This is a genomic window from Micromonospora cathayae (assembly GCF_028993575.1).
GTDB classification, from domain to species: domain Bacteria; phylum Actinomycetota; class Actinomycetes; order Mycobacteriales; family Micromonosporaceae; genus Micromonospora; species Micromonospora cathayae.
The window spans coordinates 5,032,166-5,053,135 of record NZ_CP118615.1; the positions used below are offsets into that span (position 1 = coordinate 5,032,166).

22 protein-coding genes are annotated in these 20,970 nt (G+C 74.2%); 12 read left to right on the plus strand and 10 right to left on the minus strand.

Features of this window, described 5'->3' with window-relative positions:
- Positions 1-12 precede the first annotated feature (12 nt).
- Both PVK37_RS22585 and PVK37_RS22590 read left to right on the plus strand, forming a co-directional pair.
- Positions 13-1,737: an ATP-binding cassette domain-containing protein gene (locus PVK37_RS22585; protein ID WP_275029662.1), complete on the plus strand. Its 1,725-nt coding sequence runs from the start codon at positions 13-15 to the stop codon at positions 1,735-1,737.
- Positions 1,734-3,647: an ATP-binding cassette domain-containing protein gene (locus tag PVK37_RS22590; RefSeq protein WP_275029663.1), complete on the plus strand. Its 1,914-nt coding sequence runs from the start codon at positions 1,734-1,736 to the stop codon at positions 3,645-3,647. Before PVK37_RS22585 ends, PVK37_RS22590 begins: the two co-directional genes overlap by 4 nt.
- 4 nt (positions 3,648-3,651) lie before the next feature.
- Here PVK37_RS22590 and PVK37_RS22595 read toward each other — a convergent pair whose 3' ends face one another.
- From PVK37_RS22595 to PVK37_RS22610, 4 genes are all read right to left on the minus strand, one after another.
- Positions 3,652-4,236 carry a response regulator transcription factor gene (locus PVK37_RS22595; RefSeq protein ID WP_275029664.1) on the minus strand — a complete coding sequence of 195 codons (585 nt, stop codon included), beginning with the start codon at positions 4,234-4,236 and terminating at the stop codon, positions 3,652-3,654.
- 346 nt (positions 4,237-4,582) lie between these two features.
- Positions 4,583-5,221: a response regulator transcription factor gene (locus PVK37_RS22600; RefSeq protein ID WP_275029666.1), complete on the minus strand. Its 639-nt coding sequence runs from the start codon at positions 5,219-5,221 to the stop codon at positions 4,583-4,585.
- Positions 5,222-5,392: 171 nt separating this feature from the next.
- Positions 5,393-6,955 carry a hypothetical protein gene (locus PVK37_RS22605; protein WP_275029668.1) on the minus strand — a complete coding sequence of 521 codons (1,563 nt, stop codon included), beginning with the start codon at positions 6,953-6,955 and terminating at the stop codon, positions 5,393-5,395.
- 350 nt (positions 6,956-7,305) lie between these two features.
- Positions 7,306-8,040 (minus strand): Clp protease N-terminal domain-containing protein, encoded by a 735-nt coding sequence (locus tag PVK37_RS22610; protein ID WP_275029670.1) that lies wholly within the window; start codon positions 8,038-8,040, stop codon positions 7,306-7,308.
- 146 nt (positions 8,041-8,186) lie between these two features.
- On the opposite strand from PVK37_RS22610, the gene PVK37_RS22615 reads away from it, so the two are divergent.
- Positions 8,187-9,587, plus strand: a complete 1,401-nt coding sequence (locus PVK37_RS22615) for an acyl-CoA synthetase (protein WP_275029672.1) — start codon at positions 8,187-8,189, stop codon at positions 9,585-9,587.
- Positions 9,588-9,643: 56 nt separating this feature from the next.
- On the opposite strand, the gene PVK37_RS22620 is transcribed toward PVK37_RS22615, so the two are convergent.
- From PVK37_RS22620 to PVK37_RS22635, 4 genes are all read right to left on the minus strand, one after another.
- Positions 9,644-10,699 carry an ABC transporter ATP-binding protein gene (locus PVK37_RS22620; protein ID WP_275029673.1) on the minus strand — a complete coding sequence of 352 codons (1,056 nt, stop codon included), beginning with the start codon at positions 10,697-10,699 and terminating at the stop codon, positions 9,644-9,646.
- Between the two features lie 107 nt (positions 10,700-10,806).
- Complete coding sequence (locus tag PVK37_RS22625) at positions 10,807-11,598, minus strand: ABC transporter permease (RefSeq protein WP_275029675.1); 792 nt, start codon at positions 11,596-11,598, stop codon at positions 10,807-10,809.
- A complete protein-coding gene (gene modA / locus PVK37_RS22630) occupies positions 11,599-12,351 on the minus strand; it encodes a molybdate ABC transporter substrate-binding protein (protein ID WP_275029677.1) in 753 nt (250 codons plus the stop codon). It abuts the gene before it with no gap.
- A complete protein-coding gene (locus tag PVK37_RS22635) occupies positions 12,348-12,764 on the minus strand; it encodes a TOBE domain-containing protein (RefSeq protein WP_275029678.1) in 417 nt (138 codons plus the stop codon). Before PVK37_RS22635 ends, modA begins: the two co-directional genes overlap by 4 nt.
- 188 nt (positions 12,765-12,952) lie before the next feature.
- On the opposite strand from PVK37_RS22635, the gene PVK37_RS22640 reads away from it, so the two are divergent.
- Positions 12,953-13,327, plus strand: a complete 375-nt coding sequence (locus tag PVK37_RS22640) for a hypothetical protein (RefSeq protein WP_275029679.1) — start codon at positions 12,953-12,955, stop codon at positions 13,325-13,327.
- A 2-nt stretch (positions 13,328-13,329) separates the two neighbouring features.
- A complete protein-coding gene (locus tag PVK37_RS22645; protein WP_275029680.1) occupies positions 13,330-13,983 on the plus strand; it encodes a hypothetical protein in 654 nt (217 codons plus the stop codon).
- Positions 13,984-14,031: 48 nt separating this feature from the next.
- Here the strand turns inward: PVK37_RS22645 and PVK37_RS22650 are convergent, their stop codons facing one another.
- Positions 14,032-14,535 carry a hypothetical protein gene (locus tag PVK37_RS22650; RefSeq protein ID WP_275029681.1) on the minus strand — a complete coding sequence of 168 codons (504 nt, stop codon included), beginning with the start codon at positions 14,533-14,535 and terminating at the stop codon, positions 14,032-14,034.
- Positions 14,536-14,701: 166 nt separating this feature from the next.
- Here PVK37_RS22650 and PVK37_RS22655 point away from each other — a divergent pair, with 166 nt between their 5' ends.
- From PVK37_RS22655 to PVK37_RS22685, 7 genes are all read left to right on the plus strand, one after another.
- On the plus strand, positions 14,702-14,932 hold the full coding sequence (locus tag PVK37_RS22655; RefSeq protein WP_275029682.1) for a hypothetical protein: 231 nt from the start codon (positions 14,702-14,704) through the stop codon (positions 14,930-14,932).
- Positions 14,925-15,500, plus strand: a complete 576-nt coding sequence (locus PVK37_RS22660) for an RNA polymerase sigma factor (protein WP_275029683.1) — start codon at positions 14,925-14,927, stop codon at positions 15,498-15,500. Before PVK37_RS22655 ends, PVK37_RS22660 begins: the two co-directional genes overlap by 8 nt.
- 17 nt (positions 15,501-15,517) lie before the next feature.
- Positions 15,518-16,195, plus strand: a complete 678-nt coding sequence (locus PVK37_RS22665; protein ID WP_275029684.1) for a hypothetical protein — start codon at positions 15,518-15,520, stop codon at positions 16,193-16,195.
- A gap of 103 nt (positions 16,196-16,298) precedes the next feature.
- Positions 16,299-17,489 (plus strand): helix-turn-helix domain-containing protein, encoded by a 1,191-nt coding sequence (locus tag PVK37_RS22670; RefSeq protein ID WP_275029686.1) that lies wholly within the window; start codon positions 16,299-16,301, stop codon positions 17,487-17,489.
- Positions 17,490-17,625: 136 nt separating this feature from the next.
- Entirely contained in the window at positions 17,626-17,796 is a 171-nt protein-coding gene (locus PVK37_RS22675) for a hypothetical protein (protein ID WP_275029687.1), read from the plus strand.
- 45 nt (positions 17,797-17,841) lie between these two features.
- Positions 17,842-18,042 (plus strand): hypothetical protein, encoded by a 201-nt coding sequence (locus PVK37_RS22680; protein ID WP_275029688.1) that lies wholly within the window; start codon positions 17,842-17,844, stop codon positions 18,040-18,042.
- 38 nt (positions 18,043-18,080) lie between these two features.
- On the plus strand, positions 18,081-19,304 hold the full coding sequence (locus PVK37_RS22685; protein ID WP_275029690.1) for a DUF2786 domain-containing protein: 1,224 nt from the start codon (positions 18,081-18,083) through the stop codon (positions 19,302-19,304).
- A 65-nt stretch (positions 19,305-19,369) separates the two neighbouring features.
- Here the strand turns inward: PVK37_RS22685 and PVK37_RS22690 are convergent, their stop codons facing one another.
- Positions 19,370-20,953 (minus strand): MDR family MFS transporter, encoded by a 1,584-nt coding sequence (locus tag PVK37_RS22690; RefSeq protein WP_275029691.1) that lies wholly within the window; start codon positions 20,951-20,953, stop codon positions 19,370-19,372.
- Between the last annotated feature and the right edge of the window lie 17 nt (positions 20,954-20,970).

A 20,970-nucleotide genomic window follows, 5' to 3' on the forward strand; every position in this document is an offset into this window, starting at 1 on the left:
TCGGGAGGACGAATGGGGACGCGACCCAGCGGGGACCGGCTGCTGCGCCGCTCGGTACGGCTCGGCGGCGGGTGGACCGCCACCCTGGTCGGGGTCGCGCTGCTCGGGTCCACCGCCGAACTCCTCCTCCCCGCCGCCCTCGGGCTGGCCGTCGACGCCGCCCTCGGCAGCGGATCCCGCTGGTGGCCGGTGGCCGCCTGCGCCCTGGTGGCGCTGCTGATCGTCACCGACACCCTCACCGACCTGGCGACCGGCTACGGCGCGGCCCGGGCCACCGCCCGGCTCCGCGGCCACCTGCTGCGCCACCTGTTCCGGCTGGACGTCCGGCAGACCCGCCGGCACACCGTCGGTGACCTGGTCGCCCGGCTGGTCGCCCAGGCCGCCGACGCCGGTCAGGCCGGCAACGCCGTGGTCCTCGGCCTGATCGCGGTGCTCCCACCGTTGGGCAGCGTCGTCGCGCTCACCATCCTGGAACCGGTCCTCGGGGTCACCCTGCTCGCCGGACTGGCTCTGCTCGCCGTACTGATGCGGGCCTTCGTCACGGACGCCTCCGCCGCGACCACCGCGTACCAGCGGGTCCTCGGCGGGATCGCCGGCCGGCTGGTCGAGTCGCTCAGCGGGGCCCGGACCATCGCCGCCGCCGCCACCGCCGACCGGGAACGCGACCGGGTACTCGCCCCGCTGCCCGAACTGGCCGGGCACGGCCGACGGACCTGGGTGTTGCTGGCCCAGGCCGGCGCGCGGACCGCCGCAGTGGCCCCACTGCTGAACCTGGCCGTGATCGCGGTCGGCGGGTACGCCCTGACCGTCGGCTGGCTCACCCCGGGTGAACTCGTGGCCGCCGTCCGGTACGCGGCCCTCGGCGCCGGCCTGGGCGCGGCGGTGGCCGCCCTGAACCGGCTGGTCCGCAGCCGGGCCGGGGCGCAACGGGTCGCCGACCTGCTGGACCTGCCGGTGACCCCGGACGGCGACCGGCGGCTCCCCCGGGGCTGGGGCGCGGTGAGCCTGCGCGGGGTGTGCGTCCGCGCCGACGACGGCCGGACCATCCTGGACCGGATCGACCTGGACGTGCCGGCAGGCGGCACCCTGGCCGTGGTCGGGGCGTCCGGGTCGGGCAAGTCCACCCTGGCGGCGGTGGCCGGTCGGCTGCATGATCCGGATGACGGTGAGGTGCTGCTGGACGGGGTGCCGCTGCACCGGATCGCCCCGGCGGAGCTGCGCCGCGCGGTCGGGTACGCCTTCGAACGGCCGGTGCTGGTCGGCGCGACCGTGCACGAGGCGGTCGGCCTCGCCCTGCCCGTGGAGGTGGCCCGCCCACCCGACGACGCCCCGGCCTCCGCGCCGGTCCTCGCGGCGACCCGGGCCGCGGCGGTCGCCGACTGCGTGGCCCGGCTGCCCGACGGCTTCCGTACCCCGCTGGACCGGGCCCCGCTCTCCGGTGGCGAGGCGCAGCGGCTGGGCCTGGCCCGGGCGTTCGTCGCCGAACGGCTGCTGGTGCTGGACGACGCCACGTCCAGCCTGGACACCGCCACCGAGCACCGGATCACCCAGGCGGTGACCGGCCACAGCGGTGGACGTACCCGGCTGGTCGTCACCCACCGGGCGGCGACGGCGGCAACGGCCGACCTGGTCGCCTGGCTCGACGATGGACGACTGCGCGCGCTCGCACCGCACCGCCGGCTGTGGGCGGACCCGGCCTACCGGGCGGTCTTCCTGGCCGGGGACGGGACGCGGTGAGCGGGCCGGTCCGCTCCTCCCCGGTCCGCTCCCCCACCGTCGACGGGCCGCCGGCCGACGGCCCACCTGTCGAGGAGCCACCAGTCGACGGGCAGGCGGTCGGGGAGCCGCCGGTCGGGGTACGGCGGGAGACCTGGCGGGCGCTGCGCGCCCGACGCTCGGCGCTGGTCCGGTTGGCCGGTTGGTCGGTCGCCGAGTCGCTGCCGGCGCTGCTCTCCGGGTACCTGGTCGCCCGCGCGGTCGACCAGGGTTTCCTGGCCGGCCGGTTCGTGCCGGGGCTGGCCTGGCTCGGCCTGCTCGCGGGTACCGTGCTGGTCGGCGCGGCGGCCACCGGCCGGGTGTACCGGGCGCTCGGCGCGGTGGTCGAACCGTTCCGCGACGAACTCGCCACCCGGGTGGTGTCCGGCGCGCTGCACGCGGCGACCAGGGGTGGGGGGCGGACGCAGCGCGCCGCGGTGGCCCGCCTCACCCAGCAGGTGGAGGTGGTCCGGGACACCTTCGGTGGCCTGCTGATGGTGGTCCGCGGCTTCCTCTTCGCGGCCGTCTCGGCGCTGGTCGGCCTGCTCGCCCTGGCCCCGGTGGTGGCCGCCCTGGTCGCCGGGCCGCTGCTGGTCGGTCTGCTGGTCTTCGTCGCCGGACTGCCGGCGATGGTGACCCACCAGCGCCGGTACGTGCGGGCCGGTGAGACGCTCGGCGAGTCGGCGGCCACCGCGCTGGCCGGACACCGCGACGTGCTCGCCTGCCGGGCCCGGGACCGGGTGGTCGCCGAGGTGGACGCCCGGGTCGCGGCGCAGGCCGCCGCCGAACGGACGGTGGCCCGGTTGACCGCGCTGCGCAGCCTCAGTCTCGGCCTGGGCGGCTGGGCGCCGTTGGCGGTGCTGCTGCTCGCGACGGGGTGGCTGGTGGACCGGGGGGTGAGCACCGGCGCGGTGCTCGGGGCGTTGATCTACGTCTCGACCGGGCTGCAACCGGCGCTGCGCGCCCTGGTGCAGGGGGTCGGCGGCGGCGGGCTGCGCTACGTGGTGACCCTGGAGCGGATCCTGCGCACCAGCCCGTCGTCGACCGCCCCGCCGCCCCGCGACCGGGACCACCCGACCGCCCCACCACCAACCCCGGCCCGGCCGACCATCCCAGCGCCAGCTCGGGACCGGCTGGTCGCGCCGGGCGGGCCCGCGGCGGCGGTCCGGGTCCGGGACCTGACCTTCCGGTACGGGCCGCAGGCCCGGCCGGTGGTGGCGGACTTCTCGCTGACCCTGGCCCCCGGCGAGCACCTCGCGGTGGTCGGCCCGAGTGGAGCCGGCAAGTCCACCCTGGCCGCGCTGGTCGCCGGGCTGGCCCGCCCGGAGGCGGGCACCGTGGAGATCGCCGACACGCCGGTGGGCAGCCGGTCGGCCGACGAGTTGGCGCGGCTCCGAGTGCTGGTGCCCCAGGAGGCGTACGTGTTCACCGCTTCCCTCGCCGACAACCTGCGTTACCTGCGCCCGGACGCGGACGACGCAACCCTGGACGCGGCCCTGGACCTGCTGGGCGCCCGGCCGCTGGCCGACCGGCTGGGTGGGCTCGCCGCACCGGTGGAGCCGGCGGTCCTCTCCGCCGGGGAGCGGCAGGTGATCGCCGCGGTACGGGCCTGGTTGGCCACCGCCCCGCTGGTGATCCTGGACGAGGCGACCTGTCACCTGGACCCGCGCGCCGAGGCGGTGGTCGAGGAGGCGTTCGCCCGCCGGCCCGGCACCCTGATCGTCGTGGCGCACCGGATCACCTCCGCGGTACGGGCCGACCGGGTGCTCGTGATCGACGGGGAACGCCCCCTTCTCGGTGACCACCGGGGCCTGCTGAGCAGGTCCGCGACCTACCGGGAGCTGGTCGGGTACTGGGATGAGGTGCCACCCCCGGTCCCGGCCAGCTCCTGAGCGGTCAGATCCAGCCGGCGTCCCGGGCGACCCGCACCGCCTCGACCCGGGTCCGGGCGCCGGTCTTGCGGCTGATCCGGCCCAGGTGGTTGCGGACGGTGCCCGGGGAGAGCCCGAGCGAGCCGGCCACCTCGGCGACCGTCGCCCCGGCGGCGGTCAGTTCCAGGATCTCGGTCTCCCGGCCGGTCAACGGGCTGTTCGCGTTGAACGCGGCGAGCACCAGTTCGACGTCGACCACCGTCTCGCCCCGGGCGAGACGGCGGACGCTGTCCACCACCCGGTGCGGCGACACGTCGTTGGCGAGGACACCGACCGTCCGCCGACCGGTGAGCATGTCGTGCAGCCCGCGGACCCGAGGCCGGTCGACGAGCAGCAGCATCGGACAGGGGCCGACGGCGCCGGGTCCGTGCCCGGCGATCAGGTCGAGGTCGACCACGGCCACGTCAGGCAGTCGCGCCCAGAGCATCTGCTGGACCTCGTCACCACGGTCCACCTCGGCGACCACGCTGATGTCGTGCTCCGCGGCCAGCACCATGGCCAGTGCGCCGCGGATCAGGGTGCCGTCGAGGGCGAGCAGGGTGCGAATCACGTATGTCCTCCCGAATGAAGGCCAACCGGAAAGGTCGAGTTAACACAGAATTACGCGCATGTAACGCGCCGCAGGCAGGGTGCACCGTCCATCCACAGTGGATTCGAAACCAGCACGCCCCCCGGCAGGATCGCCATCCCTCCCGATCGGACACTACAGGGTCATCCGATCGGTTGGAACCATCGTCCATTCAGATGACCGAGGGTACGACCGATCGGACATCAGGGACGCTTGCCACCCCTCGTACCAACCACCCGAACAGCTCGGGAAACACCCACCGGGGGATGGTCCACGCAGGCCGACCATCCCCGGCACGTCCACCCCGGACGCCGGTCCGGCACCAGGTCTACAACCACCCGTCGCGTTGGGCGTGGCGAATGGCCTCCACCCGGTTACGGGCTCCGGTCTTGCGCAGGATCGCCGACAGGTGGTTCCGCACCGTCCCGTGGGCGAGGAAGAGCCGCCGCGCGATCTCCTTCAGCGGCAGCCCCTCGGACGCCGCCCGCAGCACCTCCAGTTCGCGTGGGGTGAGCGGGCAGGTCGGTGGACGCAGCACGGCCACGGCCGCCACCGGGTCGATCACCCGTTCTCCGGCGGCCAGCGAACGGACCATCCGGATCAGGTCCTCCAGGGGACCGTCCTTGCCGATGAAGCCCCGCGCCCCGGCCGCGAGCGCCGCCTCCAGCACCGACGGGCTCCACCGGTAGCTCATCGCCAGGACGGCCGCCATGGGCGCGTGGACGGCGATCTCCTCGATCACGTCGAGCACGCCGGGCGACTTCGGGGCCAGATCCAGCACCACCACGTCCGGCTGGTGGCGACGCACCACCGCCGGCAACTCACCGACGTCCGCGACATCGGCGATGACCTCCATGTCCTCCTCGACCGCCAACACGGCGCACAGCGCGCCACGCAGCAGACCCATCTCCTCAACCACAACAACGCGGATCACCACGTACTCTCCGATCTCGGGTACGCGTCGCATCGGCCACCGCACCGACTCCGGGCTACGGAGGGCGGGGCCGGGGCGCACGCGAAGGGGTACGGCCCTCGAGGGCCACGGCGCGTCCGAACGGACGGTCGGGGCCCGGGTGGCCCGTCGCCCGCCCGGGACGGCTCGATGACGAACCGGGGCCGGTCGACGGGGTGGGCGTACTCAGCCGGGGCGGACGGTCACCGCAGGAGATCGGCCCCGCACGGGAACGAGGGACGCTTCCGTGGCGGCGGCTTGGCCGGGCGACGACGTCCCGTCCGTCTCCGGTGGCAGGGCCTGCCCGGGACGGGCACCACTGTCGGCGGTGGCCCGGTCCTCGGCCGGACCGGTCGGGCCGACCGGACGAGGGCCGGGACCGTCGGTCGAGATCGGCGCGGAGCGACCCGTGGGCGCGGTGGACGGCACCGCCGGACACAGCGACCCGGCAGTCGACGTCGACACCGCGGCCGACGTCGGGTGCCGTGGAACGGCGACAGCCATCGTGCTCAGCGGCGGCGACCCGGTCACCGGCACGGCCACCGGGCCGACCACCGGCGCCACGGGCACCAGCGGGCCCTGCTCCACCGGCAGTGGCGTGACCACCGGTGGCGGCGTGACCTGAGGCGGCACCGGCGACCCGGTGGGCGGCGCCGGGGAGAGCACGTCCCCGGGCAGCCCGAGGATCGGCGCGAGCACGGCGTCGACGAGCGGGGGCAGCACCCCGAGAACAGGCCGCAGCACGCCGTCCACGATCACGTCGACGAGACCCGGCAGCAGGGGCGGCAGCCCGCCGGGACCGGGTGGGCCCGCAGGTGGCAGGGCATCGACCAGGCCCGGACGGGTCAGCGGCAGTTCCACCGGCGGGACCGGCCAGCCGCTGTCCGGCCGGAGATCGGGCAGGAGGCCGCTGTCCGGCCGGAGATCGGGCAGGAGGCCGCTGTCCGGCCGGAGATCGGGCAGGAGAGGCACGGTCGGTGCCCGGGGCACGGTGGGCGACGCGGGAGGCTGAGTCGGCGTCGGCACGCCGGGCCCGATGGGCTCGACCGGCCGGGGAGCGCCGTCGTCCGGCGCAGCCGGCGGGCCGACCGGGGCCGACGGCTCGGCCGGAACCGACGGCTCGGCGGGGGGCTTCGGATCAGCGGGGGCCGGCGGGCCGACTGGGGCCGGCGGCTCGGCCGGAGCCGGCGGATCGGCGGGGAGCTGCGGGTTCCCGGGGGCCGGCACGCCGTCCGGATCCGGGCGGGACGGGAGGACCCGGTCGAGCCCCGCCACCACCTTCGGCACCAGGCCGTCCGGACGAGGTCGGGCCGGTCGGGCCGCGTCGGACCGGCCCGGGATACGCACCGGTCCGGCTTCCGCCGGACGCTCCGCGCCCCTGGCCCAGTCGGCCGGCGGGCGACGCGAGGCGGCCGACCGGTCGGCACGCCGGGGCTCGCTGGCGGCAGGCCGGGGCTCGGACGGAAACGGCGTCGACCGGTCGCCGGGCGCGGTCGGGTCCGGATCGCCCTGGCCCCGGACGTCCACCCGATCGACCAGGCCGGTGACCCGTGCCAGGCCCCGACTCCGCTCGCCGGCGTCGGCGTGGGCCGGCTCACCGCCGAGAAGCACGCTGCTCAGCAGCACCGCACCGGCCACGGCCACGAGGAACCCGACCCAGCGGACGAGCCGGAGCGGCACCGCCCGGCCGGGCAGGGCCACGCTCCCCGGCGACGGGGTCGACGTGCGGGTGGTTGCGGAACGGTGCAACGGGGATGGCCCTTCCGGCGGGAACGTCGGCACATCCTAACTTCGTGATCGGCCGGTCGCACTCGGCAAGGTTGCCGGTGACGGATAGCCGACCGGAGACTTCCCCGCCGGCCGGGCCGGCCGGCCGGGCGATGGAATCCGGTTTCGCCCACCCCGACAGGTTGCCGTCGCCGCAGGTCAGCCCGATGTCGGACGGCTCACATCGGACAGCGCGGACGGTTCGCCCGGGAGGCAGCACCGTCCACTGTGTCGAACCGGCGACCTCGCGGCCGGGACGGTCGGGTGCCGGCCTCCGGGGCGGGAGACCGGCACGGTCGGCAGGGATGCGAGCGGTTGCGCCGCAGGCCGGTTCAGCTACCGCCCCGGGCCCGCACGGCGGCGGCGACCACCTCGGCGACGTGCGACTCGGTGGCCTCCTTGTCGACGCCGAGACCGGTGAGCACCCCGGAACCGCCCTCCTGTTCGAGCAGGGCGAGCAGGATGTGCTCGGTGCCGATGTAGTTGTGCCCCAGCCGGAGCGCCTCCCGGAAGGTCAGCTCCAGCGCCTTCTTCGCCTCGGCGTTGTACGGGATGAGACTGGGCACGTCCGGCACCGCCGGCGGCAGCGTCGCGGCCACCGTCTGCCGGACGGCGTCCAGGGTGACGCCCTGCGCGACGATCGCCTGAGCGGCCACCGCGTCCGGCTCGGCGAGCAGGCCGAGCACCAGGTGCTCCGGACCGATCTGCGGGTTGCCGGCGGCGCTGGCCTCGTTGTGCGCGGCCATCACCACGTTGCGGGCCCGCGGGGTGAACCGGTTGAACCCCTCGCTCGGGTCCAGCGTGCTCTCGCCTCCCTTCGGGACGAAGCGCTTCTGCGCGGCCTGTTTGCTGACCCCCATGCTCCGGCCGATCTCGGTCCACGACGCGCCGGAGCGCCGGGCCTGGTCGACGAAGTGGCCGATCAGGTGGTCGGCGAGGTCCCCGAGGTGGTCGGCCGCGACCACGGCGCTGGAGAGCTGGTCGAGGGCGTCGCTGTGCACTTTCTTGATCGCCTCGATCAGGTCGTCGAGGCGGATGGGGTTGGGCGTCTTGCCGGGATCCGTCATGCGTCAACCATAGGTTGACGACCCGCTTCCGTCAACTCAAGGTTGACGAAATGCTCGAGTGTGCCGCGAGAATCAGGGGTGGCGCAGGCCGTCCCGGTGTGACACGTTCGGGCGCGGAGATCCGCGACGGGACGGGAGGCGTACACGTGTCGCTGCTGTCGGGGCTGACCCGGTCGCCGGACGCGCATCCGGACCTGGTCCGGGTGGGTGACCGCACCATGTCCGGCGAAACGCTGCTGCGGTGCGCCACCGCCGTCGCCGACCGGCTGGCCGGCGCGCCCCGGGTCGCGGTGGAGGCCACCGCCAGCCTGGAGACCGTGGTCGCGGTGGTGGGCGGGCTGCTGGCCGGAGTGGCCGTGGTGCCCGTACCCCCCGACTCGGGGCCCCGGGAACGCGCGCACATCTACCGCGACTCCGGCGTACCCGCCCTGCTCGCGCCGGCCGGCACGCCGGTCGACCCGGACGGGCCGCCGGTCGTCCCGGTCGACCTGGCCGACCGCTCCGACACCACGTACCCGGAACCGGACGACGACCGCCCGGCCCTGGTGCTCTACACCAGCGGTACCACCGGCGCGCCCAAGGGCGCGGTCATCGGGCGGAGCGCGGTCGCGGCCTGCCTCGACGCGCTCGCCGACGCCTGGGCCTGGACCCCGGACGACCTGCTGGTACACGGCCTGCCGCTGTTCCACGTGCACGGGCTGGTGCTCGGCGTGCTCGGCCCGCTCCGGCTCGGCGGCCGGCTGCACCACGTGCAACGCCCCGACCCGGTCCGGTACGCGGGCGCGGGCGGCTCCCTCTACTTCGGCGTACCGACGGTCTGGCAGCGGGTCGGCGCGAACCCGGCCGCCGCGCGGGCGCTGCGCGGGGCCCGGCTGCTCGTCTCCGGCAGCGCCGGTCTGCCGGCGGCGGTCTTCGACCAGCTGCACGCGCTGACCTCGCACCGGATCGTCGAGCGGTACGGCATGACCGAAACCCTGATCACCGTCAGCACCCGCGCCGACGGCCCCCGCCGCCCCGGCACCGTCGGGCACCCGCTGCGTGACGTACGGACCCGGCTGGTCGACGAGACCGGCGCGGACGTGCCGGCCGACGGATCCTCCCTCGGCGAGCTGCTGGTCAGCGGGCCCGGCCTGTTCCAGGGATACCTCAACCGACCGGACGCCGACGCGGCCAGCCGGACGGCCGACGGCTGGTTCCGCACCGGCGACGTGGCCACCGTCGACCCGGACGGCTGGCACCGGATCGTCGGGCGGGCCTCCACCGACCTGATCAAGAGCGGCGGGTACCGGATCGGCGCCGGCGAGGTCGAGGACGCCCTGCTCGCCCATCCCGGCGTCACGGAGGCCGCCGTGGTCGGCACCCCGCATCCGGACCTCGGCCAGCAGGTCACCGCGTACGTGGTCGCCGACGGGGTGACCGGCGCGGAGCTGATCGACTTCGTGGCCCGGCAGCTCGCCGTGCACAAACGGCCCCGTCAGGTGCACCTGGTGGACGGGCTGCCCCGTACCCCGCTCGGCAAGGTGCAGAAGTCACGGCTCACCGGCTGACCGCACCCCCGGCCGGGGCGACCGGTTCGGCGTGCCGGGTTGCCGGACGGCCGCTGTCAGCCGGGTCCGGCCGGGTAGGCCCGGGTCTCGGCGGCCTTGACCGCGGCCCAGACCGGCTGGCCGGGGCTGAGCCGCAGCTGCGCGGCGGCAGCCGGGGTGACGTCGGCAGCCACCGGCAGCGGACCGTCGAGCCGTACCCGCAGGTTGTCGCCGTGGCGCTGGATGCCGACGACGGTGGCCGGCCAGGTGTTGCGGGGGCTGCCCTCCGGCCGGCTCGGGTGCAGCGCCACCGCGGCCGGCGGGAACGCGACGAAGGCGTCCCCGGCCACCCGGTCGACGGTGGTCAGGGTGAACGCGTCGCCGATCCGTACCTGATGCCCGCTGGCCTGCCCCCGGTGCAGGTTGAGCCCGACCAGCCGGGCGACGTAGTCGGTGCGGGGGCGGGCGGTCACCGTCACCGCGTCCCCCTCCTGCACCACCTGCCCACCCTCCACGATGACCAGCCGGTCGGCCAGCACCAACGCGTCCAGCGGATCATGGGTGACCAGCAGCGTCGGGCCCGGGTGCGCGGCCAGGTGACGCTGGAGTTCGGCCCGGGTGTCCAGCCGGGTCCGCGCGTCCAACGCGGCGAGCGGCTCGTCGAGCAGCAGCGCCACCGGCCGTACCGCCAGCGCGCGGGCCAACGCGACCCGTTGCGCCTGCCCGCCGGAGAGCTGCCGGGGACGGCGGTCGGCGTACCCGGCCAGCCCGACCCGGGCCAGCCAGTCCCGGGCCGAGGCGCGGGCGGCCCGCCGGTCCAGGCCCTGCCGCCGCAGCCCGAACGCCACGTTGTCCACCGCGCTCAGGTGCGGGAAGAGCAGATAGTCCTGGAAGACCACGCCGATGCGGCGGCGCTCCGGCGGTGTCCACACCCGCCCGGCGGGCCGGTCGACGTCCCGCCCGTCCAGGGTGACGTGCCCGTCGGTGAGGGCCTGCAACCCGGCCAGCGTACGCAGCGCGGTGGTCTTGCCCGCGCCGTTCGGGCCGAGCAGCGCGACCACCTCCCCGGCGGCGACCCGTAGCCGCACGTCGAGCCGGAAGGTTCCCCGGTCGACGACCAGGTGCGCGTCCAACGACGGTCCGGTCGCCGGCCGGGGGCCCGACGGGGACGGGCCGGTCGCCGATTGGGACTGTCCGGTCACGGACGGGGACGCGCCGGAATCCGGCTGGGACGGGTCGGTCATGAGCTGGTGATCCAGCGGTCGCGCAGCGCGGCGAGGATGGTGACCGAGACGGCGAGCAGGACGACACTGAGCACGATGGCGGCCTCCAGGTCGGTCTCCAGGGCCAGGTAGACGGCGAGCGGCATGGTCTGGGTGGTGCCCGGATAGTTGCCGGCGAAGGTGATCGTCGCGCCGAACTCGCCGAGCGCCCGCGCCCAGCAGAGCACCGCGCCGGCGGTCACCCCGGGCGCGACCAGCGGCAGCGTGACGTGCGTGAAGGTGGTCCAGCGACCGGCGCCCAGGGTGGCGGCGGCCTCCTCGTAGCGGCGGTCCGCGCCCCGCAGCGCCCCCTCCACGGCGATGACCAGGAACGGCATCGCCACGAACGCCTCGGCCAGCACCACCCCGGCGGTGGTGAACGGCAACGTGATCCCGAAGGTGGCGTCCAGCCAGCCGCCGAGCAGTCCACGCCGGCCGAAGACCAGCAGCAGCGCCACCCCGCCCACCACCGGCGGCAGCACCAGCGGCACGGTGACCAGGGCGCGGAGCACCCGCCGGCCGGGGAACTCCACCCGGGCCAACACCCAGGCCAGCGGCACCCCGAGCAGCAGGCAGAGCCCGGTCGCCAGGGTCGCCGACACCAGCGACAACCGCAGCGCGGTGAGCACCGCCGGCTCGGCGAGCCGCTGCGGCAACTCCGTCCAGGGAGTCCGGACCAGCAGCCCGACCAGCGGTGACACCAGGAAGAGCAGGCCCAGCACGGCCGGTACCAGCAGCGCGACCGGAACCCGCCGGCCGGGTGCCCGCACCTACGGGACCTGGAAGCCGGCGGCGGTGAGCGCCGCCCGTCCCCGCGCGGACCGGACGTGCTCGACGAACGCGCGGGCACCCGACGGGTTCGGCGCGTCGGCGAGCACGACCACCGGATAGTCGTTGACCGCGCCGGCCGACTCGGGGAACTCGACCCCCTGCACGGTGTCGGTACTGCCCACGTCGGTGCGGTACACCAGTGCGGCGTCCACCTCGCCCAGCGTCACCTTGGACAGCGCGCCCCGGACGTCCTGCTCCAGGGTGACCGGGGTGAGCGGCACGCCGGCGGCGTCGAGCGCGGTGCGGGCCGCCGCCCCGCAGGGCACCTGCTCGGCGCAGAGCGCCACCTTCACCCCGGGTTTCACCAGATCGGCCAGACCGGCCACGCCGGCCGGGTTGCCCTTCGGCACGGCGATGACGAGCTGGTTGCGAGCGAAGACGACCGGCTCGCCGTCGCCGTGGCCGGCGTCGGTGACGGTACGCATCGGGGCCGGCGCGGCCGAGGCGAACACGTCGGCCGGCGCGCCCTGGACGATCTGGTTCGCCAGCGCCGAACTGCCGGCGAAGGTCAGCCGTACCGTCGTGCCGGGACGGTCCCGTTCGAACTCCTCGGCCAGCGTGGTGAAGACGTCGGTCAGCGATGCCGCCGCGAACACGGTCACCGTGTCGTCGGCGTCGTCGGCCGGACCACCGCCGCACCCGGCCAGCAGCGTCACCGCCACCAGCCCGGCCAGCATTCCGCGCATCCTCACGAGCCCGCCCTCCCCCGCGCGGTCGAGGCGCGCTCCACCACCACCGTGGTCGACTTGATCACGGCCACCGCCACCGAGCCGACCCGCAGGTCCAGCTCGTCGACCGCCTCCCGGCTCATCAACGACACGATCCGGAACGGGCCGGCCTGGATGTCGACCTGCGCCATCACCGTGTCCGTGGTGACCGCGGTGACGATGCCGCGCAGCCGGTTACGGGCCGAGGAGAACTCGGCGCGCTCGTCCGGCTCGGCGGCCTGGGCGCGCACGAACGCCGCCAGCACGACGCCGTCGATCACCCGGTGGCCGTGCTCGTCGCGCGCGGCGGGCAGCCGACCGCCGTCCACCCAGCGGCGCACGGTGTCGGCGCTCACGCCGAGCAGCCCGGCCGCCTCCCCGATCCGGAAGCTCGTCACCGGGCCACTCTAACGCTCGCAACAGCCACCGTTAAGACCCGTTTCCCATGGCGGACGACGCACTTTCAGTCACACAAGGCTCGCAGATGCGCGAACGACAGCCCACCGAGGTTCCCGTGAAGCCGGCCCCGCCTCCGGCTCGCCCCGGCACCATGAGGTGGTGTGCCGACTGCCAGGAGGAGGACGCCATGAGCACAGGGGACCCGTTGATCGACGCCACGGTCAACGACGTCGTGTCGACGGCACAGCACCGGGACGAGCTACGGAACTGGCTCGACGGACTTCCCGGGGACGGCCGCCAAGCACTGAGCCTCGATCCGGACCGGCTGCGGGATGCGCTGACCGAGCATCTGCGGGCCCACCCCGAGCAACGGGCGGATCTCGCCGCGCTCGTCGGCAGGCCCAGCGACCCTGACAACTCCACCGAAGACCGCGAGGAAGGGCTGGTGTCCGGCGAGGCCGCAGTCTCGACGTCGGCCTCCGACCGCATCCTGCCCAGTGGCATGTCGTCGGCGCCCCACGGACCTGCCAGCTCCGTCCCTGGCCTCGGATCTGGTAGCTGACGTTGGACCCGAGCGATGACCAGGACGCTGCCATCCGCACCCCGGACTATCTGGCGGATGAGATCGTCGGCCTGATCGGGGTCATCACCCGGCTCATGCTGTTCGGTTTCCTGCTCGCCCTCGCGGTCATCGCCGAGCGGGCCTTCCGCCAGGCCGGCGGAAATGTGGCGGTGGCTCAGCTGACCGTCCCCGTCACCTGGGCTTTTACTCCCTTCGTTCTGCTGACATGTGCACACTACGTTTACGCCGCCTCGCTGCTGCGGAGCATCCGCGAGTATCGCGACCGGGAGTCGGAGCCAGAGAAGCGAAACGGCCTGTTTCGTCGGGTGAGCAGCCAGACGGGTGTGTTCACGCTGGGCCTCCGCCCGGCACAACCAGACAAGGGCAGACGCGTCTACCAGAGAAGCTTCAAGGATCCGTCGATGGGGCTCGAGGTAAGCGGGGCGATACTTCTTGCCGGCGCTACGATCCCATGGCACCTCACCCCACCCGGCACACTGACGCTGGCGTCCGGTTGGCCGTCCTGGCTGGCATGGGCCGCTGCCGCTGTGACGGTCGTCCTCAACTGGCTGCTCGTGTCGACCTGGGTCGCCCGGCTGTCAGAGATCGTCACTTTGCCACCGGCATGCTCCAGCCCTCGCCCCTACCGGTCGTGAACCGCCCTGGCCCTTTGACGCGCCAGCAAAGCTCGCAGGTACGACGGTTCACTCCCGCCCGGCGACAGCCACGGTGACCTCCGGAATGAGCGGGGTACCGGCCGCGTCGAGCGGAAGCACCACGACGCTGTCCACCCCGGGTGGCGGGACGGGCACCAGGGACGTCCCTGCGTCGACCAACCCGCGTACGGTTCCGCCCGTCGACCGGACCAGGATCGACCGGGCACCGACCGCCGGCACCCGGACCACCAGGCCGCCGAGGATCTCGGTGGCGTCGTACCGGTCGCCGCCGCCCCCGGCGCCGACCCCCGCCTCGGTCCGGCCCGACCGCCGCTGCTCGACGTACCACCCGGACGTGCCGGTCCACAGCCGCAACTCGCGGTCGTCCGCCAGCGTCAGCGTGCTGGTCAGCCGGTACCCGTCGGGCGGCTGCCAGGCCCGCGCCGGGGCGTCCGGCGGGTCCGGAACGGCGAGGACCACCGCGAGGAGCAGCAACCCGACCGCCAGCAGCCCGAAGGCACGCCCGACGAGCGATCGGACATCGACTTCCATCGCCCTATCCTGGCACCGTGCTGCCCGCCGACCGAAGCCGATGGCAGGGGCAGCCGGGAAGCTGCCGAAGGAATGTCGACTCCGGAGTTCACGGAGGTGACTCCGTTCGCCTCTTCAGTAGGACGACACGCGACGATCCCTGAACGAGCGGAGTGCAGCAGTGGACGTGACGGCCTGGGGGTGGATCGGCCTGGCGGTGCTCGCCAAGGCCGGCACGGTGACGGCACTGTGGATCCGGCTCCGCTGGCGGGTACGCCAGGAGCAGGCCCACGGCGAGACCCTGGTGGCATTGGCGGCGGCGCTGCCCGCCGGAGGTCAGGTACGTGACCGGCGGGCCGACGGGTCCGGTTGGACGCTGACCGTCCCGGCCGGGCAGGAGGTGAACCGTCGTGGTTGAGCGCACCAGCGCATCAGCCCGGGACACCGACGACCGGTCGGCACCCCCGGTCGGGCAGCGGCGGGACGCCCTGCCAGCGGAGACGGTCGCGGCGTTCAGCGCCTTCTACCGGGACGAGGTGGGGAAGCTGGTCGCGTTCCTGGTGTGGCAGGGCGCATCGGTGGCCGACGCGGCCGACGTCGCCCAGGAGACCATGCGACGCGCCCTGGAACAGTGGGTCACCATCCACCGTCCCGGCCCGTGGACCCGGCGGGTCGCCTCCCGGGAGTACGCCCGGCGGGTGGCCGGACTGCCGGAGGTGCCCGCCGACGACCTGACCGACCGGAACCCGCTGCTGCGCGCCCCCGCCTCCGAGATCGCCGCCTGGGAGGCCCGGCAGGAGGAGCTTCGCCTGCTCGGCCACCTGCCCGGCCGGCAACGGCAGGTGATGGCCTGGACGTTGGAGGGCTACCAGCCAGCCGAGATAGCCGAGCAGTTACGGATGACCCCGGAGGCGGTCCGCAGCAGCCTACGGAAGGCGCGACGGACGCTGGCCGCCGTGTGGCGCGAGGAGTCGGGCCGGCCATGACCGGCGGGGGAGGAAACATGCACCAGGACATGCCGGCGGTCGACACCACGTTCCGTAGGCTGGAACAGCAGGTCACGCCCCTGATCGACGTCGAGGCCGGGCTACGTGACCTGCTGCTCCCGGCCCGGTACGCCGAACTGGCCGGTGCGATGGCCCACGAACTCGACACCGAAGCCGGCCTCGCCGACCTGCTCGAATCCAGCCCGTCCGACGGTCCGACGCCCACGGTCGCCCACCGGGCTCATGCTGCCCGTAGCGTCCCCACCTCACGCCGGGACGGGAGTGGACGCGCGGGCGACCACGCGGATCGGGTCACCATGGTCGTCAGGGAAGTCCGGCTCGTGGCCCAGCAGTTCCGTCAACTCAGCGGGATGGCCCGGCGAGTACTCGGCGGAAGCGGCGTCGCGGACCGCCAGTCGACCCGGCTGGACCTGGCAGGCCGCTCCCTGGCCCGCCTGGCAGACCGGGTCGAACTGCGGTCGATCTCCCAGAAGGAGATCGCGAACACCTTGAACGACGTGAAGCAGGCGCTGAAGCTGCTCCCGACAAGCCGTCGCAGCACCATGGGGATCAACCCGGAGGCACTGCGGTATCACGCGGACATTCTCGATGTGGCCAGGCAGGTCGACGCCCTGGCACCGAGGATCACCCGCCTCTTCGACAGCGCAACGGACTCCGTCGGCACCAACCGTTGAGGAGTCACATCGCACCACCACCTGTCCCCGGCAGCGCCACCAGAGCACAGTGACGTCGGAGCGTAGTCGCGGGTGTACCGTCCGAACCGGAGGTGAGCGAGGTATGCCGAAGAAGGCCGACACGATCGGTGCCCGGATCCGGTACTGGCGTCTGCGCCGCAACGGAATGACCCAGGCGGTCCTGGCCGGGCTGGCTGGAGTCAGCCAGTCCTACGTCTCGCAGGTCGAGTCCGGCCGCAAGACCATCGACCGCCGCTCCACACTGGTCGCCATCGCCGCCGCCCTCCAGGTCACCGTGGCCGACCTGCTCGGCCAGGGCGCGGAGCCCGGCGACCCGGCCCGCGACAACGCCGCCGAAGCGGTCCCGGCGATCTGGTCCGCTCTCATCGAGATCGAAGACGGCGAACGCCGGCCGTCGACGCGTGCACCCGCCGACCTGGCCGCCGGCATCACCCGTAGCGATCAGCTACGGACGGACTCCCACTACCCGGCGATGGCCCGGCTGCTTCCCGGGCTGCTGGTCGAGGCAGCCGCCGTCGGCGGTACCACGCTCGCCCGGGTGGCGTACCAGGCGTCGACCTGCCTACGGCATCTCGGGTACCGGCACCTGGCGCTCAACGCCGCCCGGATCGCGGTCGCCGCCGCCGAGGACGCCGAGGATGCGGCCTGGCTCGGAGCGTCCCGTTTCGCGTACACCCAGAGCCTCCCGATCGAGTCCGCCTCGCTCGCGGCGCGGGCCGCCGACCGGTCGGTGGCGGCGCTCCAGGCCGACGCCGGGGACGAACGGGTCCGGCAGATGCTCGGTCAGCTCCATCTGTCGGCGGCGCTGACCTCGACCGTGAGCGGTCGACCCGACCTCGGCCGCGACCACCTCGCCGAAGCAGCCCGCGAGGCGGCCACGCTCGGCGACCCCCAGGACGGTGCCGGCTTCAACGGATGCGGATTCGGGCCGACCAACGTAAAGCTGTGGGAGATGTCGATCGCCGCCGAGCTGGGCGACTCCGGGCGGGTGATCGAGGTGTCCCGGACCGTCCGACCTCGGGCTCTCGTCGCGTCGATTCGCCATCAGTCGTACTGGCTCGACCTCGGCCGCGCGCTGGCGGACAGCGGACAACGGGACGCCGAGGCGTTGGCCGCCTTCGTCCAGGCTGAACGGGCGGCACCGGCACCGTTCGCGCTCAACCCACTCGCCCGGGACGCGATCGTCGCGATGGTGCGCCGCGCCAAGCGCCGCGCCGTTCCCGACGAGCTGCGCGCACTGGCCGGCCGGATGAGCATCAACCTGGCCACATAGCCGCAGGCAATCACTTCATCACCCAAAGGCCCTACCGTCCGTTCGAGCGGAAGGTGGAATGCCTTCCTCGGGGCTGGGCGTGGGGTGTCGATCCGTCACGGATCGGCTGGCGCGCCCCCGGCGACAGAGGTAAGAGATGGGTGAACAGCACGACGCCGTACGGCGAAGCCGGGGTGAGCAGATCGAGGCGGCAGAACACGAGGCCGCGAAACAGCGGCTGCTGGAGCTGGCCGAGACGGAACGCATACCGGTGGAGGAAACCACCCGGGCGGTGCCGGACCGACGGTGGCGGCGTGGTCTCGGGTGAGCTGCCCGTGGGGCGTCGGGTGGCGACGGCGCTCGGTCTGACCCGGTGACCGGGCCGTTCCTGTCCCCCGCGCAGCTCCGTAACCGGCTGACCCTGGCTGCCCGCCGGGTGCTGCGCACCCACCGGACGGCCCCGGACGGGCGGTGCCGGGTCTGCCGGGTGCCGGACTGTCCGGCGGCGGTGGCCGCCCGCGACCGCCTCGGGCGGGCCGACCCGTCCGGGGAGGCCACCGAGCACCGGCAGTAGCGTGGTGCCAGGTAATTGCCAGCCGGAGGGAGCTTGCGGTGTCGGACGTCGACGCGCTGGTCGGTGCCGCGCTCGCGGCGGCCCGTGGCAGCGACGTGCGGCAGGCGGAACGGCAGCTCGACCGGCTGGTGGTCGACGATCCGGCGGCGGTGGACGCGGCGCTGTTCGGGCGGCTGGTCCGCGCGGTCGGCCGGCTCTGGCCGCGCGGCTGGCAGCCGGTCGACGTGGCCCGGATCGTCACCCGGCGGGCCGGCGTGCGGCCGGGCCGGCTGCTGGCCGACGTGCTCGCCGCCGACCGGCGCGACCACGGCAACGTGCCGGCCTGGTGGGACGAGCAGCTGCGCGGCCTGGACGCCGCGGTCTGGTGGGACGACGACGCCGGTCACCTGGCCGGCTGGGCGGCCCGGGAACGCCTGGACCGGGTGACCGCGCTGCGTGAGGTGGTCGAGGTGCTGGCGGTCCTGGAGTCGTTGCCGCCGGTAGCGGTGCTGCGGCCACCGCCGGGAGCCGCCGCCCCGGCCCCCGCCGGCCCGAGCGGGTCACGGATGCTGGACCGGGTCCGGGCGTTGCTGGCGAAGGCGGAGTCGACGTCGTACCCGGCCGAGGCGGAGGCGCTGACCGGCAAGGCGCAGGAGCTGATGGCCCGGCACAGCATCGACCAGGCCCTGCTGGCCGCCGGCCCGGCCGACCAGCCGGGCGGTGTTCGGCTCGGCACCGACGCCCCGTACGCGGGGGCGAAGGCGCTGCTGGTGCAGGAGGTCGCGGCGGCGAACCGGTGCGAGTCGGTCTGGTCCGACGATCTGGGGTTCACCACCGTGCTGGGTTTCCCGGCCGACCTGGAAGCCGTCGAGGTGCTCTACACGTCGCTGCTGGTGCAGGCCACCTCGGCGATGCTGCGCGGCCGGGCCGAACGCCGCCGGGCGAGCAGCCGGCGTACCCGCGAGTACGACGAGTCGTTCCTCAACGCGTTCGCCCTGCGCATCGGTGAGCGGCTGCGGGCGGCCACCGAGCGGACCAGCCGGGAGGCGGCCCGCGCCGAGGGCGGCGACCGGTTGCTCCCGGTGCTCGCCACCCGCTCCGACGCGGTCCGGCAGCGGGTGGAGACGCTGTTTCCCGGGGTGACCCGGGGGCGGCTGACCATCCGGGACGCCGAGGGCTGGACCTCCGGCACCGCCGCCGCCGACCGGGCCACCCTGGCCCCGGGCGGTCGACCGGCCCGGCCGGTACGCGGGAGCGGTCGACGGTCCGGGCCGTCGCGGTGAACCCGGCCGGAGCCGTTCGGTGAGCCGGTGCCGGGCGGGGACGGCAACCGCCCCCGCCCGACGGCTCAGTGTGCCGCGCCGATACCGGCGGCCTCCTCGCGGGCCCGACGCTCGTCGCCGCTGATGGTGTGCAGCGGCTTCTCCTTGATGAACAGCACGGCGATCAGGGCGAGGAACGCGATCGGCGCGCCCACCAGGAACAGGTCGGCGGTGGCGGTGCCGTAGATGTCGGCCACGATCGACCGGACCGGTTCGGGCAGGGTGGTGATGTCGGGTACCTCGGTGGAGCCGCCGCCCCCGGCGGCCGCCGGGCCGAACTTCTCGGTCATCAGGGAGGTGATCCGGTTCGCCAGGACCGCACCGAGGGCACTCACCCCGATCGCGCCGCCCATACTGCGGAAGAAGGTCAGCGCGGAGGTGGCCGCCCCGAGTTCGTGGGCGGGTACGTCGTTCTGCGCGGCGAGGACCAGGTTCTGCATGAGCATGCCGACGCCGACGCCGAGCACCGCCATGTACACCGACAGCAGGATGATGTTGGTGTGGGCGTCGATGGTGCCCAGCAGCGCCATCCCGACGGTCATCGTGCCGGCCCCGCCGACCAGGTACATCTTCCACCGGCCGTACTTGGTGATGAGCTGACCGGCGACGGTCGACGAGATCAGCAACCCGAAGATCATCGGGAGGCTCATCAGGCCGGCCACGGTGGGCGACTTGCCCAGCGCGATCTGGAAGTACTGCGACAGGAAGACCGAGCCGCCGAACATCGCCACACCGACCAGGACGCTGGCGATGGTGGCGAGCGACACCGTCCGGTTGCGGAACAGGTCCAGCGGGATGATCGGCTCGGCCGCCCGCGACTCCACGTACACGGCCGCGCCGAGCAGCGCCAGGCCGCCCAGCACCATCAGGGCGGTCCAGCCGGACGCCCAGGCGAACTTGTTGCCGGCCAGCGAGGACCAGACCAGCACCGTGGAGACGCCGGTGGTGATCAGGGCGGCACCGGCCCAGTCGATGCGGACCTGGCGGCGGACCACCGGCAGGTGCAGGGTCCGCTGGAGCAGCACGATCGACAGCAGGCTGAACGGCACGCCGATCAGGAAGCACCAGCGCCAGCCCAGCCAGGAGGTGTCGACCAGGACGCCGCCGATGAGCGGGCCGGCGACGGTGCCGACACCGAAGACCGCGCCGAAGATGCCCGCGTACCGGCCCATCTCGCGGGGCGGGATCATCGCCGCCATGACGATGGTGGCCAGGGCGGTCATCCCGCCGGCCCCGATGCCCTGTACGACCCGGCTGACCAGCAGCACCTCGACGTTCGGGGTGAGCCCGGCGATCAGCGAACCGACCACGAACAGGCCGAGGGAGAGCTGGATCAGCAGCTTGCGGCTGTACAGGTCGGCCATCTTGCCCCACAGCGGCACGGTCGCCGTCATGGCCAGCAGTTCGGTGGTGACGATCCAGGTGTAGACGGTCTGGCTGCCGTTGAGGTCGGCGATGATGCGCGGCAGCGCGTTACCCACGACCGTGGAGGCCAGGATCGACACGAACAGGCCGACCATCAGGCCGGAGAGGGCCTGGAGCACCTCGCGGCGGGACATCCGCCCGGCGACGACGTCGGACACGCCGGCGGGCGGCGCGGAAGCCTTCATGAGTTCCCCCAGTCAGA

Bases quoted from the DNA above. Each gene is read 5' to 3' on its own strand.
- PVK37_RS22585 (WP_275029662.1), top strand. From the start codon at position 13: ATGGGGACGCGACCCAGCGGGGACCGGCTGCTGCGCCGCTCGGTACGG.
- PVK37_RS22690 (WP_275029691.1), bottom strand. From the start codon at position 20,953: ATGAAGGCTTCCGCGCCGCCCGCCGGCGTGTCCGACGTCGTCGCCGGG.
- PVK37_RS22675 (WP_275029687.1), top strand. From the start codon at position 17,626: ATGGGTGAACAGCACGACGCCGTACGGCGAAGCCGGGGTGAGCAGATC.
- PVK37_RS22610 (WP_275029670.1), bottom strand. From the start codon at position 8,040: ATGACGGATCCCGGCAAGACGCCCAACCCCATCCGCCTCGACGACCTG.
- PVK37_RS22600 (WP_275029666.1), bottom strand. From the start codon at position 5,221: ATGCGACGCGTACCCGAGATCGGAGAGTACGTGGTGATCCGCGTTGTT.
- PVK37_RS22650 (WP_275029681.1), bottom strand. From the start codon at position 14,535: ATGGAAGTCGATGTCCGATCGCTCGTCGGGCGTGCCTTCGGGCTGCTG.
- PVK37_RS22670 (WP_275029686.1), top strand. From the start codon at position 16,299: ATGCCGAAGAAGGCCGACACGATCGGTGCCCGGATCCGGTACTGGCGT.
- PVK37_RS22640 (WP_275029679.1), top strand. From the start codon at position 12,953: ATGAGCACAGGGGACCCGTTGATCGACGCCACGGTCAACGACGTCGTG.
- PVK37_RS22665 (WP_275029684.1), top strand. From the start codon at position 15,518: ATGCACCAGGACATGCCGGCGGTCGACACCACGTTCCGTAGGCTGGAA.